The sequence below is a fragment of the Agrobacterium sp. CCNWLW32 genome, from assembly GCF_037083425.1.
In the GTDB taxonomy this organism is placed as follows: Bacteria; Pseudomonadota; Alphaproteobacteria; order Rhizobiales; family Rhizobiaceae; genus Agrobacterium; species Agrobacterium radiobacter.
In genome coordinates this window covers 138,104-154,088 of record NZ_JBAOJM010000001.1, presented here as the reverse complement: position 1 = coordinate 154,088, position 15,985 = coordinate 138,104, and the positions used below count along the sequence as shown (strand labels likewise).

The window sequence follows — 15,985 nt, the reverse complement described above, 5'->3', positions numbered from 1 at the left end:
TCTTGACCAGCAGAATGCCGAACGGAAAGGAAAAGCAATGACCGTTGTTGAAGCCGCAGCCGAACCGGAAAGCGCCATCCGCACCCTCCACACCGAACTGCCTGTCAACGCCACCTTCCATGTCTGGCTGAAGGCGAAAAAAGATGCCGAGCCCGGCGCCGTCTCCTTTTCCAATCAGAATGGAAAATTCGCTGAAGTTTCAAGCGTCAACACGGAAGAGTTCGGTTTTCGAATCTATCAGGTCTTTGGCGGCGGCCATGTGGAGCTGAGTTACGACACGGTGACCACAGCCGTTTCCGTCATCTACTGGTTCACCGCGTCGGATGTGCTCGAGACCGGCATCACCGTTGTCCATACCAAGCCTGATAATGCCGCACCCGAACTTCCCGGCAGCTATCACTTCCGTCCGCCCTTTGGCTGGATGAACGACCCGAACGGCTTTGGCCGCTTCGAGGGCCGCCCGCATCTGTTTTATCAGCATTATTCTCACGGGCTGCGCTGGAACACCATGCATTGGGGCCATGCCGTCTCCTCCGATTACCTTCGCTGGCGGCACCTGCCGATCTTCCTCTTCCCTTCAGAGGATCTGACGACGCGGCCGGACAAGCGCGGCGGCGCCTATTCCGGCTCGACGATTCCGCTGGTGGAAGGCACCGGCATCCGCGTCTTCTTCACCGAGCAGGTGCAGGACCGCATTCCCGAGCAGCAGATACAGCTGACCGCCACCTCGTCCGATCTCATCATGGCTGGGCAGGCCGAGGTCATTCTCGGCACCCGGCCGGACGGACAGGGGCTGACACCGGATTTCCGCGACCCTTACGTCTTTCGTGGCCCGGATGGCCTGTGGAAAATGGTGCTTGGCAGCCAGAGCGATGGCGGCGGCGTCATTCTGCTCTACGAAACGCTCGACCCCACGGCGGCATCGGGCTGGACCTATGTCGGCAAACTCTGGGTGGAAACACGCTACAAGACAACGGCCATCGAATGCCCCTGCCTGCTGCCGCTCGATGGCCCGGTCAATGCCCGGTCCACCCGCTGGGTGTTGATCTACGGGCTGATGCATTCGGAGGACCCGGAGACCGGCCGCAAGAACCTGACTATGGCCGATGTCGGCTGGTTTGACGGCAAGGCCTTCACCAAAGAATCCGGGCAGGAGCTGGATTTCGGCACCGATAATTACGCCTTCCAGGCCTTTCTCGATGGCGACAGCATCATCGGCATGGGCTGGCTGGCAAACTGGGCGGATGCCAATCCGGAGATCGATTTCCCCACCTCCATGACGCTGCCGCGCCGGATTCATTATGTGAATGGCGAGCTTCTGACCCCGCCCATCGGCGCGGCGGAAAGCCTGCGCAGCCATATTCTCGACCGCACGCGGCTTGCCGCCGGCGAACGCGTCACCTTCATCAACGGGGCGGTGGAAATATTGTTCGAGCTTGCCTCACCCGGCGCGCCCTTCGAACTGATGCTCGATCATCCGACGGTTAAGCTTGGCGTCGTTTCCGATGAAACGGGGCTGTGGATCTGCCATGAGGACGGGCGCGACGGCCCCTCGCCGCATTATATCGCCCGGGGAGCCAAGGCATCCCGCATCCGCATCTTTCTCGATTATGGCTCGATTGAGGTCTTCGCCAATCGCGGGCGATATGTGGGCACCAAGCGCATCGAAGGTTTCGAACCCGTGCGCTCGGCGCTGCTGAAGGCCGCCCCCGGCGCGGTGGTGCATGCCACCAGCTGGGCGCTGAAACCGTGAGGAACCTTTTGACGGATTGGGCGGTTGATAGACCGAAACCGCCCAATCCGCCGAAAGGAGAAACGGCATGACCAAAATCCGCGACACCAGCGATCCGATCCTGTTTCCAACCGAAGCCAATGAAAACAAGGCAGAGAAGAAACGCGCCGGCAAGGGCATCATCATCATTATCGGCGCAATCGCCATCATGTCCTTCGTCGTTTATCTGGCGGCGATCACCATCGCCGCCACCCAGTCCTGATCAAGGCCGCGAAGGGCCGTTCACTTTGTTGGGTCGCATTTCCGGACGGAAAACCCGGTTCCACTTTTTTTGGAAATGCTCTAGCGCCTTTCACCCCGCAACCCGCTGGCGGTCATGATCGCCAGCAGCGATACGACCACACCCAGCCCATAAAGATAAACCATCGGCATCGTCACATCCGCACGCTCGATCTGCGCCACGAGATCGCTGGCGGCGGCGACAGTGCCGCTTGCGCCAGCGCCGGCCGCAGAGCCGAGCGTCGCGACCGTCGGCAAAAGCGCACCCGTCATCTTGCGTTCCTCTTCCGGCGCGGCCTCCATGGCCGCCTGGCTGATGCCGGCCCAGGACATGCCGAAGGCCGATCCGATCAGGATTTGCCCGAGCAGCATTTCTCCCCAGTTGCCGGTCGCCAGCCCCAGCCCCAGCAGGGCGCAGCCCGGCACCATCTGGTAGGGACCGTAATGCAGGCACAGTTCCCGCAGGCGGCTAGAGCGCAGGCTGCCGATCAGCATTGCCACGAAGCTCCAGGCAAGCGGCATCGTCACCACGATGAAACCGGCAAAGGTGGGCTCATGCTGCCAGAGATTGATAGCGACATAAGCGAGATAGACGCTGCCCAGCGCATGGGCATAGGACATCAGGAACAGCACCCAGAAACCGCTGCCGAGCACCGTCTTCAGCCGGAAGGAATTCTTCGGGAACAATCCGACGGAAGGCCGTGTGCCAGCCCGCAGCGACGCCCACAACAGCGCCGCCCCCGCCAGCAGGGAAATCGCCCGCAGGCTCGCATCCTCGAAGGCGGAAGGAGCGGAAAAGGCCAATGCGCCGACAAGGCAGAAAACCAGCGGCACCAGCGGTTTGCGCGTCGCCGCCACCGGCCGCTCGGCGGAGACGGCAATGGTGGTATAGGCCAGAAGCAGCAGGATCAGCGGCGCCGACAGCAGGAAGGTGGCGCGCCAGGAGATGTGTTCGGTGGCAAAACCGCCGGTCAGCGGGCCGATGAAGGAGGCGACCGCCCAGATCGCCGCCTCGATGGCGAAGACCTTCGGCAACAGGCCGGAGCGGAAACCGGCGGGAATGAGACTGTAGCAAACGGCGACGATCAGCCCGTCCGCCAGTCCCTGCAAGGCCCGGCCGACGACGACCCACAAAAAGTCACCTGCAATTGCCGAGAGAACCGAACCGAAGGAAAAGATCAGGCAGCACAGAAGCAGGACGGCGCGCGCGCCAAAACGTTCGCGAAACAGCACCGCAGTCACGCCGCCCGCCACGGAACCGACGAAATAAAGACTATAGGCCCAGCTGTAAAAACTCGCGCCGCCGATTTCGTTCACGGCCACGGGCAAGGCCGTCACGACAGCGAACTGATTAAAAGCGTGCAGGCCGATACCGGAGGAGATGACGGTCAGAAGCGAGAGATTCGCCCCGCTCAGCAATTCGCTCCAGCCGTTTTTCTCCGCCATTTCGATACTCGACAAAGCCGTATCCTTTCCATTTTTGCGATACGGCGGGCAAACTAGAACCTCAAGCGCCATTGAGGTCAAGACGGCTTTTTCAGGTCATTTGTTCTGAAGGAATTCTCGCGCGGCAGGAACCCTCCGCGCGCCCGGCCGTTTGCCGAAGAACCGACAGAAAGGACACCGTCATGGACCGCAAGAAAATCCTGCCCCTTAACGAAGACGCCATGAACGAGGATCTGCTCGATCTCGACATCGACGCCCTTCCCGCCAAGGGAGAGATTCCGCAATCCATCGAACAGGAAATCGAGGAAGAAGAGGCCGAGAGCGAGGACGATCCCTATCAGGAAAGCGACGAGGCCCTGCCCGACGATGCCGAGGAACGGGTGATCAACCGCAATCCCTCACGGGAAGGCGGGGCTTTCGACGAGGTTTAGGGAAGACTGACGGTGCGACCGGACACGAGGCGCGTGAGCATATAGCGTAGATGATCCTGCCCGCCGAAAAAGACCGCGAGAATACGCACGGTCTTTTCACCCTCATCGATATCGAAATAAAAGACAGCCTGATTTTTCGTTACCCGGCGAAGGCCGGGTAATATTTCGGGCAACAATGTTCCCTGGAAGGGCGCTTTATGAAGCGCTTCCATATCCGCTTCAATCGACCCCACGCGTCGTACAGCGCGCGTGAAAGCTGCTGGCAAGGCGTCGCCGAGGTCGAGATAGGACTGGATGAGATGGTCGAGAATGAGGCCGAGGTCTTGATCTGTCTGTGTTGAACGCAGGACCTTATAGGCCATAGCCGGCCTTTCTGGCCGCTATCATGGCTGCTGTTCTTTGTTTACCTTCCTCAACGGAGACGAAGTCGTCCTGCTTACGATCTGCCAGCAGGTCGCGAAGCGCAGCAAGCTCGGCGTCCCTCAACTCGGTCTCCTGCCGAAGCAGTTCCAGCCCACGCTGGACGACGGCACTGAGGCTGGCGTAACGCCCTTCCTCCACCAGCCTGCGCGCGAAGCTGTCCTGTTGATCGGAGATGGAAACTGACGCCTTGACGGACATTGTGGCACTCCCTCGACAGGACAGATCATGCTACTCAGTAGCACATCTTTCCTGTTCATTCCAGCAACGAGATGCTTCAACCCGCCCTTTCCGGCGAATAACCGGCTTCGCGGATCGCCGCTTCCGCAGTTGCGGCGTCGCCCGTTACCGTGAGCCGGTGGGCGGAAAGATCGATGCTGACGGCGGCATCGGGAAGCACCTCAGTGAGAGCGCCGCGCAGCGTCTTTTCGCAATGGCCGCAGGTCATGTCTGGAATGAGGAAGGTGGTTGCACCCATGGTTTTCTCCTTCTGGCCGGTAGCGATATTTTCGCGCCGGTTGTCATAAAGTTCAGTGGGTTCGCACAGGCCTGGCGTCGCTCTTCTCAGCGCCGGCGAGATCATCGAGGATGGGGCAGTCGGGCCGGTGGTCGCCGCCGCAGCAATGGGCGAGATGGGACAGCGTCTTCACCATGCTCTTCATCTCGGCGATCTTCTGTTCGAGATCAGCGATGTGGACGAGCGCAATTTCCTTCACCGCCGAACTCTCACGGCTTTTGTCCTGCCAGAGTTTCAGCAGCGTCTCGGTCTCCTCCAGCGAGAAACCGAGCGTGCGCGCCCGCTTGATGAAGCGCAGATTGTGCACGTCCTGCTCGCCATAGACCCGGTAATTATTGCCGGTGCGGGCGGCGGGGGTGATGAGGCCAATCTGCTCGTAATAACGGATCATCTTGGCGGAAACGCCCGATGCTTCCGATGCCTGGCCGATATTCACGATGTCACCTCCCGATGGGCCACCTTCGCCCGTTTCAACCTCAGCGCATTGGCGAGAACGAAGACGCTGGACAGCGCCATTGCCCCCGCGCCAATCATCGGCGACAGCGTGATGCCGAAGGCCGGATAAAGCACGCCCGCCGCAACCGGTATCAGCGCCACGTTGTAGCCGAAAGCCCAGAACAGGTTTTCCTTGATGTTGCGGATGGTTGCGCGACTCATCTCGATGGCGTTGACCGCACCCGTGAGATCGCCGCCGACCAGCACCACATCGGCGCTTTCGATGGCGACATCCGTACCGGTGCCGACGGCGATACCGATATCAGCCTCGGCCAGCGCCGGCGCATCGTTGATGCCGTCGCCGACAAAGGCGAGCACCTTGCCGCCTGCGCGCATCTCGTGGATCGCCTTCACCTTGCCCTCGGGCAGCACTTCCGCCACCACGCGGGAAATGCCGACCTGCCGGGCGATTGCATTGGCCGTGCGGGCATTGTCGCCCGTCACCATGGCCACTTCGATGCCCATCGCCTGCAGCGCCCTGATGGCGGCGACACTCGATGGTTTCAGCGGATCGGCGACGGCGATCGCAGCCGCCAGCCTGCCGTCGATGGCGGCATAAAGCGGCGTCTTGCCCTCGTCACCCAGCCTTGCCGCCGCATCCGCGAAGATATCCACGGAATGGCCAAGTTTCGCCATGAAGCGATCCGCGCCGACCTCGACCCTGCGGCCATTGACGGTGGCGGCGATGCCGTAACCCGTGACGCTTTCGAAATTTTCAACGGTCGGGGGTTCAAGTCCCTCTCCCGCTACCACACTCCGGTCTTCCGCAGCCCGGACGATGGCTTCGGCAATCGGATGCTCCGAGCGGTCCTCGACGGCGGCGACGAGCGCCAGAACCTCGTTGTCGGCAAACCCTTCCGCCACCACGAGGTCCGTCAGTTCCGGGCGGCCCTTGGTCACAGTGCCGGTCTTGTCGACCACAACGATTTCAGCCGAACGCAGCTCCTGCAGGGCCTGTCCCTTGCGGAACAGCACGCCCAGCTCCGCCGCCCGGCCGGTGCCGACCATGATAGAGGTGGGCGTGGCGAGACCCATGGCGCAGGGGCAGGCGATGATGAGCACCGCGACCGCATTGACCAGGGCGAATGTATAGGCGGGTTCCGGGCCGAATATCGCCCAGACGATGAAGGTCAGCACCGCAATGGCAATGACAACGGGCACGAAGAGCGCAGTGACGCGGTCCACCAGCAGCTGGATCGGCAGCTTGGACCCTTGAGCCTCCTCCACCATGCGGATGATCTGCGACAGCATGGTATCCGCGCCCACCTTGGTCGCCTTGAACTTGAAGGCGCCAGTCTTGTTGATGGTGCCGCCGACGACCGTTGCGCCGACCGTCTTTTCCACCGGCACCGGCTCGCCTGAAATCATCGATTCATCGACATAGGACGAGCCTTCGACGACTTCGCCATCCACCGCCAGCCTTTCGCCGGGACGGATGACGACGATATCGCCGGCCACCAGATCATCGGGGGAAATATCGATGGTGGCGCCGTCGCGCTCCACACGGGCGGTCTTCGCCTGCAGGCTCATCAGCTTGCGGATGGCGTCTCCGGTGCGGCCGCTGGCGCGGGCTTCGAGAAGCCGCCCGGTCAGGATCAGCGTGACGATGACGGTTGCCGCTTCATAATAGACGAATTGCGCCTCTTCCGGCAGTAGATCGGGCGCGAAGGTCGCCACGACGGAATAGGCGTAGGCCGCCGTCACGCCCAGCGCCACAAGAGAATTCATTTCCGGCGCACCGCGCAGCAAAGCGGGAAAACCGGTCTTGAGAAAGCGCAGGCCCGGTCCGAAAATCACCGCCGTCGCCAGCACGAAATAGATGTAATAGAGGTTCTGCGTCTCGATGATGCCCATCAGCCAGTGATGCATCGGCTCATAGAGATGGCCGCCCATTTCCAGCACGAAAAGCGGCGCGGTCAGGATCGCGGCAATCGTCAGGTCGCGTTTCAGCGCGCCCTCCTCACCCGCATGCTGCATGTGGTCATGGCCGCCGGTTTCGCCCGCCATCTGACCATGGCCCTGATGATGTCCCTGGTGCTGGTTATGATTGTGATGGGCGGAATGATCGTGCGGTTTCGGTGTCTTCAGCGCGAACCCGGCAAGCTTTGCCGTTTCCACCAATGCGTCCCGTTCGCGCCGGCCGCCGATCGTTTCCACCGAGACCTTGCCTGAAGCCGCGTCTACCTTGACGGCGATTGTGGTGGCGACCGCTTCCAGAACGGCCTTCAGCCGCCCGGCCTGCGCCTCGCCCTGCAAGCCTTCCACCGTAAATTCCTGCCGCTCCGGCGCGATATCATAACCGACCTTCTTGATGGCGGCGCCAAGCGTGCGCGCCGAAAAACCCTCGGCGGGCTCGACGGTAAGCTTCTTCGTGGCGAAGTTCACGGAACTCGACATGACACCGGGCACCTTGGCGGCAGCCGTTTCCACCCGCCGCACGCAGGAAGCGCAGGTCATGCCCTCCACGGGAATGGAAACCGGTTCATTTCGATGGGCGTGTTTGACTGTCTCGTTCATGGGAAATCCCCTTTCGAGACCCTATGTAGAGATTCCCATGATGGGAAGGTCAAGGGAAGGGAAAGTTTTTGTTGAACACACAATCGTGAGCGCAGCCACGCTTATCGCCGCCGCCCGCTCGGCAAGAAAGAGTATGGAGGGGGCGGCAATACACGCGTTGAATTTGATGCTCATTTGAGCTACAAACAAATCTCTAAAAAGGAGATTGATCATGACCGCAAATGCTTATGTGAGAGCGCGCATCGATCAGGCACTCAAGGACGACGCGACTGCCGTGCTCGACAGTCTGGGACTGACTGTTTCCGACGTCATGCGAATGATGCTGACGCGCATTGCCCGAGAAAAAGCACTGCCGATAGAACTGACGCAACCGAACGCTGAAACGCTCGCCGCGATTGAAGAAGCGCGCGCCATCGCGGCTGCCAGGCGCAATCGTTTCGGCACGGCGCAAGCCTTGTTTGACGCCCTTGATGGTAACAAGCGGTGACGGATAAGAAAGGTCACGGAAAAGAGGCGGCATCGAAGCGAACGGTGCTGCCGCGCAGTTCGGATTTCACCAGGCAATTTATCAAGGACTGGCAACGGCTGAACAATTCCGGGCGTTATGACATGGTGAAACTGAAGGAGATCATGCTCCTTCTCATTTCCAACGAAGCGCCATTACCGGCGCAGTTTCGTGACCATGAATTGACCGGAGAATGGCACGATCATCGCGAATGCCATGTCAGCGGGGACTTTCTGTTGATCTACAAACTTGATGAGAAGCAGAACCTTCTCATCTTCACCTGCGCAGGAACGCACGCCGAGCTTTTCAGGTAAAGACGCGATCTGAAAGATACGATCTCGCTACCGGTGCACGGCCAGCCGCGGAATATCGCGCAGGAATGCATCGCGCACGGCGGGGCCGAGCGGCTCGTCGGACGGTTTGTCGGAAACGCGCAGCCTTGCGAAGACGATGTGCTGGCCTTCGCGCTCCGCCCAGCCGACAAACCAGCCGAAGGGACGGTTGCGGTCGGGGTTGCCCTTTTCGTCACGCATGTAGCCGGTGCCGGTCTTGCCATGCACGGCCCAGCTTTCCGGCGCATCAAAGACCGGAACGATTGCCCTTGTCTTCGCCTGCGCATCACGCGAGACCGGCAGATTGCCGGCCAGGAGGCGGCGGAGGAAGCCGACCTGCTCCACCGGCGAAACCGTCAGCGACGATCCGAGCCAGGAATGGGTCAGGCCGTTATTCTTGCCCGGCTCACCGGAAACATCGGCATTGCCGTAACCGAGACGCTTCACATAGGCGGCGAATTTATCCGGTCCAAGGCGACGGGTGATTTCACGCGAATACCACAGGACCGAATCCTGTTCCCATATCGAGGGATCGACCGTCTTGCGGTCGGAGGCGCGCGCCTCCGTGCCGGGTTTCCAGTCCCAGGCGGGCGTCTTTTCATCCTGAAGAATGCCGGCATCGTAACCGATCAGCGCCAGCGGCACCTTGAAGGTGGAAGCCGGCGCCACGCGCTGGTCGCAGGCGCCCTGCTGGTTGATGATCGCGCCGGTCTCGATTGAGGTGACGAGCGTGCATTCGAAGGCCTGGGGCTGTTGCTGGGCATCAGCGGAAAACGGCAGGAGCCCCGGAAGGGCAAGGCATGAAAGAACGATGGCGGGCAGCCGGTAGCGCATGCGTTTTGATGTCCCTCGTCCGCTTTGCGGATCATTTGCCGGAATGGCCGGAAGCTGTCTTTGATTTCAGACAAGTCGATCCCGAAACCGTGACACGCTTTCGGACGACATGCCTTTAGGAGACTGATGGGGCAGGAATAGGACCAAAACGAAAATCGACGTTTTCCGTCACATCCGCTCCTTTTCGCCCGCCCTCTCGCCGACCGTCAGCGGCCAGTCGACCACATAATCCTCGAAGTCGTCAACATCCACATCGGCCTCGCTGACCGTGCGGCCGCGTGCGGAAATGCCCGCCTCATGCACCGTTTCCGTATCGCCGGAAACAAGATAGTGCCACCAGTAGAGATCCTTGCCATCACGCACCAGCGCATAGGCGCAGGTGGGCGGCAGCCAGCCGATCTCATGGACCTTCTTGAGGTCCAGCTGGATACAGTCCGGCACGGTGGCGCGGCGGTTTTCGTAGTCGGAGCATCGACAGCTCTCGCCATCGAGCAGCACACAGCGAACCGAGGTGAACGCCACTTCGCCGGTGTCCCAGTCCTCCAGCTTGTTGAGACAGCAGAGGCCACAGCCGTCGCACAGGCTTTCCCATTCCTCACCGGTCATCTCGGTCAGCGATTTGGTTTTCCAGAACGGCGCGTCATTCATCGTTAACATTTCCGTTTCATTTTGATCACTTGGACAGGAGTGTTTAACCGGTCCCTAATCCTTTATATCGTATCGCCAAGGGCTGGTTTGTACGATATTTTAGCATATTGGCAGGCGGCAGAGGGGTCATTGGCCCGCGAACTGCCGCCACGTCAAGCAATTCCGACATAACCATGCCACGGTTTTGCGTCGGGAATGGGTTGAACAGCAGAATATCGACGATCGCGTTGCGTTGAACAGGAACACATCGGCACGTGCAGGAAGAAAAAGACGATAAGAACGGCCGTAAAAAACGGCACATCCTGCTCCGGATCGATAGCTTCATCGACTCCGGCCTGTGGACGGCTGCGGCAAGGCTGGTGGATTTCTGGGAAGACGTCACCATCGCCTCGCGCAAATTGCATGTGCGCGGCTGGAAGAAGCTTCTCGTCAACCTCACCTGCGACGCGCTGACCTTCGGAACGGCGGGTTGCGTCGTGCTTCTGGCGCTCGCGATGCCCGCCTTCGAGGAAACCAAGAAGGACTGGCGTTACCGCGGCGATTTCGCCGTCACTTTCCTTGATCGTTACGGCAACACCATCGGCCATCGCGGTATCATTCATGAAGATTCCGTCCCGATCGACCAGATGCCTGACCATTTCATCAAGGCGGTGCTGGCGACCGAAGACCGGCGTTTCTTCAACCATTTCGGCATCGACTTCATCGGCCTTGCCCGCGCCATGAGCGAAAACGCCCGCGCCGGCGGCGTGGTGCAGGGCGGTTCGACGCTGACGCAGCAGCTCGCCAAGAACCTGTTCCTTACCAATGAGCGCTCGCTGGAGCGCAAGATCAAGGAAGCCTTCCTCGCGCTGTGGCTCGAGACCAACATGTCGAAGAAGGAAATCCTCAGCCTTTATCTCGACCGCGCCTATATGGGCGGCGGCACCTTCGGGGCGGCGGCGGCGGCGCAGTTTTATTTCGGCAAGAACCTGACCGATGTGACACTGGCCGAATCCGCCATTCTGGCCGGCCTGTTCAAGGCGCCGGCCAAATATGCGCCGCACGTCAACCTGCCCGCCGCGCGTGCTCGCGCCAACACCGTGCTTTCCAACCTCGTACAGAGCGGATTGATGACCGAGGGCCAGGTGATCGGCGCGCGGCGCAATCCGGCCACCGTCATCGACCGCGCCGATGTGAAGGCGCCGGATTATTTCCTCGACTGGGCCTTCGACGAAGTGCAGCGGCTGGCCGCCGAAGGTAAATTCAAGGACCATACGGTGGTCGTGCGCACGACCATCGATACCGGCCTGCAGCAGGCGGCCGAACAGGCGATGGAAATGGGCCTGCGCGAATATGGCGAAGGTTACCGCGTCAAGCAGGGCGCGATGGTGATGATCGAAAATGGTGGCGGCGTGCGCGCCATGGTCGGCGGGCGTGATTATGGCGAAAGCCAGTTCAACCGCGCCACGGCGGCGCTGCGCCAGCCCGGCTCCTCCTTCAAGGTCTATACCTACTCGGCCGCCATGGAAAAGGGCATGAAGCCGGAGACGCTGATTTCCGATGCGCCGGTGACCTGGCGCGGCTGGTCGCCGCAGAATTATGGCCGCTCCTATGCCGGCAAGGTGACGCTGCAGATGGCGCTCGCCAAATCCTACAATACCGTGCCGGTCCGGCTCGCCAAGGATGTGCTCGGCACGCAGGTCATCGTCGACACGGCCAAGGCCATGGGTGTCGCAACACCGCTTCGCAGCGACAAAACCATTCCGCTCGGCACTTCGGAAGTGACGGTTCTCGACCAGGCCACCGCCTATGCCGTGTTCCCGGCCGATGGCATGCAGTCACGCCGCCATGGCATCGAGCAGGTGCTGGATTACGAGGGCAATGTTCTCTACGATTTCAGCCACAACGAGCCGCCTGCCAAGCGCGTGCTCTCCGAAGACGCCAATTCCAAAATGAACCAGATGCTGGTGACCATTCCCGTCATGGGCACGGCCCGCCGCGGCGCGCTTGACAATGGCATCGTCTCCGGCGGCAAGACCGGCACCTCGCAGGCTTACCGCGACGCCTGGTATGTGGGTTTCACCGGCAATTATACGACCGCCGTCTGGTTCGGGAATGACGAATTCACACCGATGAACAACATGACCGGCGGCGCGCTGCCCGCCATGGCCTTCAAACGGCTGATGGATTACGCCCATCAGGGCATGGAGCTGCGCCCCATCCCCGGCATCCAGAACCCGTTGCCGACAGGCGCGCGCCCGCAGCCTTCGGCGGAAGTGGCAGCCGCAGCCACCAGCACCCCGGCCCTGCCGGCCCTCACCCGCCCACGCTCGCTCTCTGCCGAGGCCACCCGCGTCATTCGCTCCATCGCCAAGAAGATGAAGGATGCTTCGGCCTTGAGTGTGACGACGCAGAAGGTGGCGGATGCGTCTTTGCGTGACGGCGCGGAGGATGCGGCGCGGCGGTGATGTTGCGGGCAACCGGCCAGGATTTCTGACGGAGAGTGTCGCTCACCCCCCTCTGCCCTGCCGGGCATCTCCCCCTCAAGGGGGGAGATCGATATGCGGCGAGGTCTCGCCCGTCTCAACGTTAGCGAATGAAGTGGTGGTAGCACCGCTCGCCGATCTCCCCCCTTGAGGGGGAGATGCCCGGCAGGGCAGAGGGGGGTAAGCCACTCACTCTACGGCTCCCGTCTCTCCAAATCCGGCGTCAGTCATCTCACCGCAACAACACCGCCCTCGCCGTTTCCACCATATGTGATGTCAGCGCACCGAGACGCTCCGCCGCAAGCCTGTTCACCTGCCAATAAAGCGGAATATCAAGCGGCGTGCCGGGAACGACCTCCACCAGCCTCCCCGCCTCAAGATGCTCCCCCACAAGCTGCACGGGATTGAGCCCCCAGCCCATGCCGGCAAGGCTTGCCTTCACGAAACCGTCCGTCGAAGGCAGCCAGTGGGTGGGATAGGAGACATCCTCGCCCAGCGCCTCCCTGATCCAGCTCGCCTGCAGCCGGTCCTTCTGGTTAAAGGTCAGCCCCGGCGCCCGGCCAAGTGTTACGGGCGTCACGCCATCCGCGAAATGGCGGGCCATGAAATCCGGGCTGGCGGTGGCGTGATAGCGGAGCACGCCGAGCGGCGTTACCCGACAGCCCTGCACCGGCTTGGCGTGGGCGGTCACGGCGGCAAGCACCCTGCCCGCGCGCAGCCATTCCACCGTATGATCCTGATCGTCCACTGCGATGTTGACGAGATAATCGCTGCCGCCGGTGAATCTTGAAACCGCATCCAGAAACCATGTGCCGAGGCTGTCGGCATTGGTGGCGATATTGAGCGTCACGCGTTCCTGTGCCGATCCCGCTTCCGCCAATGCCGGAAGCTGGCGGAACAATTCGCTTTCCAGCATGCCGACATGATCCATGTGCCGGCAAAGCCACTCCCCCTTTTCCGTCGCCACACAGGGGTTACCGCGCACGATCAGCACCACACCCAGCCGCTCCTCCAGCTGCTTGATGCGCTGGGAGACGGCCGAAGGTGTGACACACAGCACCTGCGCCGCCTTTTCGAAACTGCCGGTCTGGGCAACGAGCGCCACGGCGCGCATGGCAGGGTAGTCGAGCATTATGGCACCTGATGTAGGGGGTGGTGGGGGTGGCACGAGGCTCTTCGAGGCGATGGGCGACACCCTCTCCCGCCCTCATTCCTGTGCTTGTCACGGGAATCCAGTCGACGCGCGTCTGCGCGGCGGGAGAGTCTTTTCAACCCAAGGACTTGGGCTGGCTGGATTCCTGTGACAAGCACAGGAATGAGGGTTGAGAGATGGCAACGTCGTGGAAAATCGAAAGGTTGAAGAGAGAAGTGCGCCATTAGCTGAGCTTATCCGAGTTGAGTTTATTTAACTGGATTAAATCATCTGGCGGAAATATCCAAGCACTCGGTCCGGATGCAACGCCTTCGGCCATTCCACATGGACAGAGGCAGGGGCCACGACGCGCATGGACATCCAGATCTTCTTCACCGGCCTGACGATGGGCCTCAGCCTCATCGTCGCCATCGGCGCGCAGAATGCCTTCGTCCTGAAGCAGGGTCTGGCGCGCTCGCATGTGTTTGCCGTCTGCGCCACCTGCGCGATATCAGATGCGCTGCTCATCACCGTCGGCGTGTTTGGCTTCCAGCGGATCAGCGCCATCATGCCGGCGCTCGATCCCATCATGCGTTATGCGGGGGCCGCCTTCCTCATCTGGTATGGCGCAAAAAGCCTGCATTCGGCGCTGCGTTCCTCCGAGACGCTGTCGGTGACCGAGCGGCAGGAGGCGAGCCTGTGGCAGACGCTCGCCATCTGTCTGGCGCTGACCTTCCTCAATCCGCATGTCTATCTCGATACCGTCGTGCTGCTCGGCACCATTTCCACGCAGTTCCCCGGCTTTGAGAAAACCTTTGCGGCGGGCGCGGCCACCGGCTCGCTGGTATTCTTCTTTTCGCTGGGTTATGGCGCGCGCTGGCTGCGGCCGATTTTCGAAAAACCCTCCGCATGGCGTATTCTCGAAGGCATCATCGCCGTTACCATGTGGGCCATCGCCTTCAAGCTCGTCATGGGCGCATAGGCAAGGAATTTCGCGCTCCAGTCACTTTCACGAGGACTAAACAGGCCGCGCCATTTTCCAAACGGGGAATCAGTGATAGTCCTCGACCTGTTCAAAACGGGAAAACAGCGTGTTCCGAGTTCCATTCCTTGTCGGCATCGCCCTTCTGATCGCCTTTGGCGGCGGTATTGCCGCAACACTCGCAGCACTTGAGGCGACATCCGGCTTTGGATCGATCCGCATCGGCTCGTGGGATGCCTTTCCCGAAGCGCAGACGATCGAGGCCGACCCTTACGCCAAATCGCACCGCGCCGATGCCGGCAAGCTGCTTTACGGAACGGCCGAGGGGCTGGCCTTCACCGCCTCCGTCGACAGCGATGGACAACGCCTGAGCGGCGAGTGCCGGTACCGGCTGGCCGGCGCCGTGCCGCCCGCCCGTTTCTGGACGATTTACACCGCCGACCAGCAGGGAAATGTTCTGGCTGAAGATGCCGGGCGGCCCTTCGCGCTGAATTCCCGCACGCTTCTGCGCAGCGCCGATGGCGGCATCGACATCACCATCGCCCCTGACGCCCAGACCTATAACTGGCTGTCGGTACCGCAGGGCCAGACCTTCAAGCTCGTCATGACCCTGCTCGACACACCGGTTGCCGGCAGTTCCGGCCTGATCGACATATCCATGCCGCAAATCCGCAAGCTGGGGTGTGGCAATGCTTAGGGTCCTGCTCGCCATCCTCACCGGTCTCGTCGGCGCAGCCGTGCTGCACGTCATCATCCTTCTCGCGATCCCGCATTTCAGCAATCGCGACGCCAATACGCGCGCGGTTGCGGAAGGAAAACCGCATCTGTTTCATCTTCTCGAGGAGACGACGGAGAAAAAGACGCTTGGTAGCGGCGATCCCTTCATGCGGGTGGCCGTCTGCACCTTTAACATCGAGGAACAGCCGATCCGCTTGACCGCCGTCGGTGCGGTACCCTTCTGGTCGGTCGCGGTTTACGACAAGGCCTCGAATGAGGTGTTCAGCATGAATGACCGCACATCCGCCGCCGGGGTGATGGATATTCTGGTGGCTGATGCGGTGCAGATAGCCGCCATCCGCAAGGCGCAGCCGCCCTCGCTTTCGCAGGCCATTCTGGCGGAATCGGATCAGACGGAAGGATATGTGGTTTTGCGGACCATGGTGCCGCAGCCGAGTTTCGGCGAAGAGGCGGAACGGTTCCTGAACGAGGCGAAATGCCAGCCGACGCCGTGGAAATAGCGTCCGACATCA

General features: G+C 61.2%; 18 protein-coding genes. 9 read left to right on the top strand and 9 right to left on the bottom strand.

The window, feature by feature from the left end; all coding sequences use genetic code 11:
* Positions 1-37 precede the first annotated feature (37 nt).
* Together V6R85_RS00820 and V6R85_RS00815 are read left to right on the top strand one after the other, a co-directional pair.
* On the top strand, positions 38-1,753 hold the full coding sequence (locus V6R85_RS00820; RefSeq protein ID WP_035213467.1) for a glycoside hydrolase family 32 protein: 1,716 nt from the start codon (positions 38-40) through the stop codon (positions 1,751-1,753).
* Between the two features lie 67 nt (positions 1,754-1,820).
* A complete protein-coding gene (locus V6R85_RS00815; protein ID WP_020009686.1) occupies positions 1,821-1,994 on the top strand; it encodes a hypothetical protein in 174 nt (57 codons plus the stop codon).
* Positions 1,995-2,074: 80 nt separating this feature from the next.
* Here the strand turns inward: V6R85_RS00815 and V6R85_RS00810 are convergent, their stop codons facing one another.
* On the bottom strand, positions 2,075-3,463 hold the full coding sequence (locus tag V6R85_RS00810; protein ID WP_336377019.1) for an MFS transporter: 1,389 nt from the start codon (positions 3,461-3,463) through the stop codon (positions 2,075-2,077).
* A gap of 176 nt (positions 3,464-3,639) precedes the next feature.
* Here V6R85_RS00810 and V6R85_RS00805 point away from each other — a divergent pair, with 176 nt between their 5' ends.
* A complete protein-coding gene (locus tag V6R85_RS00805; RefSeq protein WP_003509215.1) occupies positions 3,640-3,888 on the top strand; it encodes a hypothetical protein in 249 nt (82 codons plus the stop codon).
* On the opposite strand, the gene V6R85_RS00800 is transcribed toward V6R85_RS00805, so the two are convergent.
* From V6R85_RS00800 to V6R85_RS00780, 5 genes are all read right to left on the bottom strand, one after another.
* Positions 3,885-4,250, bottom strand: a complete 366-nt coding sequence (locus tag V6R85_RS00800) for a hypothetical protein (RefSeq protein ID WP_060726102.1) — start codon at positions 4,248-4,250, stop codon at positions 3,885-3,887. The genes V6R85_RS00805 and V6R85_RS00800 overlap by 4 nt on opposite strands.
* On the bottom strand, positions 4,240-4,509 hold the full coding sequence (locus V6R85_RS00795; RefSeq protein ID WP_003509217.1) for a ribbon-helix-helix domain-containing protein: 270 nt from the start codon (positions 4,507-4,509) through the stop codon (positions 4,240-4,242). The genes V6R85_RS00800 and V6R85_RS00795 overlap by 11 nt, the downstream gene beginning before the upstream one ends.
* Positions 4,510-4,585: 76 nt before the next feature.
* Positions 4,586-4,786: a heavy-metal-associated domain-containing protein gene (locus V6R85_RS00790; protein WP_060723954.1), complete on the bottom strand. Its 201-nt coding sequence runs from the start codon at positions 4,784-4,786 to the stop codon at positions 4,586-4,588.
* A gap of 52 nt (positions 4,787-4,838) precedes the next feature.
* Complete coding sequence (gene cueR, locus V6R85_RS00785) at positions 4,839-5,261, bottom strand: Cu(I)-responsive transcriptional regulator (protein ID WP_060726101.1); 423 nt, start codon at positions 5,259-5,261, stop codon at positions 4,839-4,841.
* Positions 5,258-7,837, bottom strand: coding sequence for a heavy metal translocating P-type ATPase (locus tag V6R85_RS00780; protein WP_162695606.1), 2,580 nt, complete (start codon positions 7,835-7,837; stop codon positions 5,258-5,260). Before V6R85_RS00780 ends, cueR begins: the two co-directional genes overlap by 4 nt.
* Before the next feature lie 211 nt (positions 7,838-8,048).
* Between V6R85_RS00780 and V6R85_RS00775 the strand changes: the two genes are divergently transcribed.
* Together V6R85_RS00775 and V6R85_RS00770 are read left to right on the top strand one after the other, a co-directional pair.
* Positions 8,049-8,324 (top strand): type II toxin-antitoxin system RelB/DinJ family antitoxin, encoded by a 276-nt coding sequence (locus V6R85_RS00775; RefSeq protein ID WP_020811442.1) that lies wholly within the window; start codon positions 8,049-8,051, stop codon positions 8,322-8,324.
* Positions 8,321-8,656 carry a type II toxin-antitoxin system YafQ family toxin gene (locus V6R85_RS00770; RefSeq protein WP_111835073.1) on the top strand — a complete coding sequence of 112 codons (336 nt, stop codon included), beginning with the start codon at positions 8,321-8,323 and terminating at the stop codon, positions 8,654-8,656. The genes V6R85_RS00775 and V6R85_RS00770 overlap by 4 nt, the downstream gene beginning before the upstream one ends.
* Positions 8,657-8,683: 27 nt before the next feature.
* Here V6R85_RS00770 and blaOXA read toward each other — a convergent pair whose 3' ends face one another.
* Positions 8,684-9,508: a class D beta-lactamase gene (gene blaOXA / locus V6R85_RS00765; RefSeq protein WP_003509224.1), complete on the bottom strand. Its 825-nt coding sequence runs from the start codon at positions 9,506-9,508 to the stop codon at positions 8,684-8,686.
* 168 nt (positions 9,509-9,676) lie between these two features.
* Complete coding sequence (locus V6R85_RS00760; protein ID WP_003509227.1) at positions 9,677-10,156, bottom strand: YcgN family cysteine cluster protein; 480 nt, start codon at positions 10,154-10,156, stop codon at positions 9,677-9,679.
* Positions 10,157-10,410: 254 nt separating this feature from the next.
* On the opposite strand from V6R85_RS00760, the gene V6R85_RS00755 reads away from it, so the two are divergent.
* Positions 10,411-12,603 (top strand): PBP1A family penicillin-binding protein, encoded by a 2,193-nt coding sequence (locus V6R85_RS00755; RefSeq protein WP_111835074.1) that lies wholly within the window; start codon positions 10,411-10,413, stop codon positions 12,601-12,603.
* 250 nt (positions 12,604-12,853) lie between these two features.
* Here the strand turns inward: V6R85_RS00755 and V6R85_RS00750 are convergent, their stop codons facing one another.
* Positions 12,854-13,753 carry a LysR family transcriptional regulator ArgP gene (locus V6R85_RS00750; RefSeq protein WP_111835088.1) on the bottom strand — a complete coding sequence of 300 codons (900 nt, stop codon included), beginning with the start codon at positions 13,751-13,753 and terminating at the stop codon, positions 12,854-12,856.
* Between the two features lie 373 nt (positions 13,754-14,126).
* Here V6R85_RS00750 and V6R85_RS00745 point away from each other — a divergent pair, with 373 nt between their 5' ends.
* The 3 genes from V6R85_RS00745 to V6R85_RS00735 all read left to right on the top strand — a co-directional run bounded on the left by V6R85_RS00745 (position 14,127) and on the right by V6R85_RS00735 (position 15,973).
* The gene (locus V6R85_RS00745) at positions 14,127-14,735 is read left to right on the top strand and encodes a LysE/ArgO family amino acid transporter (RefSeq protein ID WP_003509238.1); all 609 of its coding nucleotides are present in this window, start codon (positions 14,127-14,129) and stop codon (positions 14,733-14,735) included.
* 109 nt (positions 14,736-14,844) lie between these two features.
* A complete protein-coding gene (locus tag V6R85_RS00740) occupies positions 14,845-15,432 on the top strand; it encodes a DUF1214 domain-containing protein (protein ID WP_003509240.1) in 588 nt (195 codons plus the stop codon).
* Entirely contained in the window at positions 15,425-15,973 is a 549-nt protein-coding gene (locus V6R85_RS00735; RefSeq protein WP_003509243.1) for a DUF1254 domain-containing protein, read from the top strand. Before V6R85_RS00740 ends, V6R85_RS00735 begins: the two co-directional genes overlap by 8 nt.
* Positions 15,974-15,985: the final 12 nt, after the last annotated feature.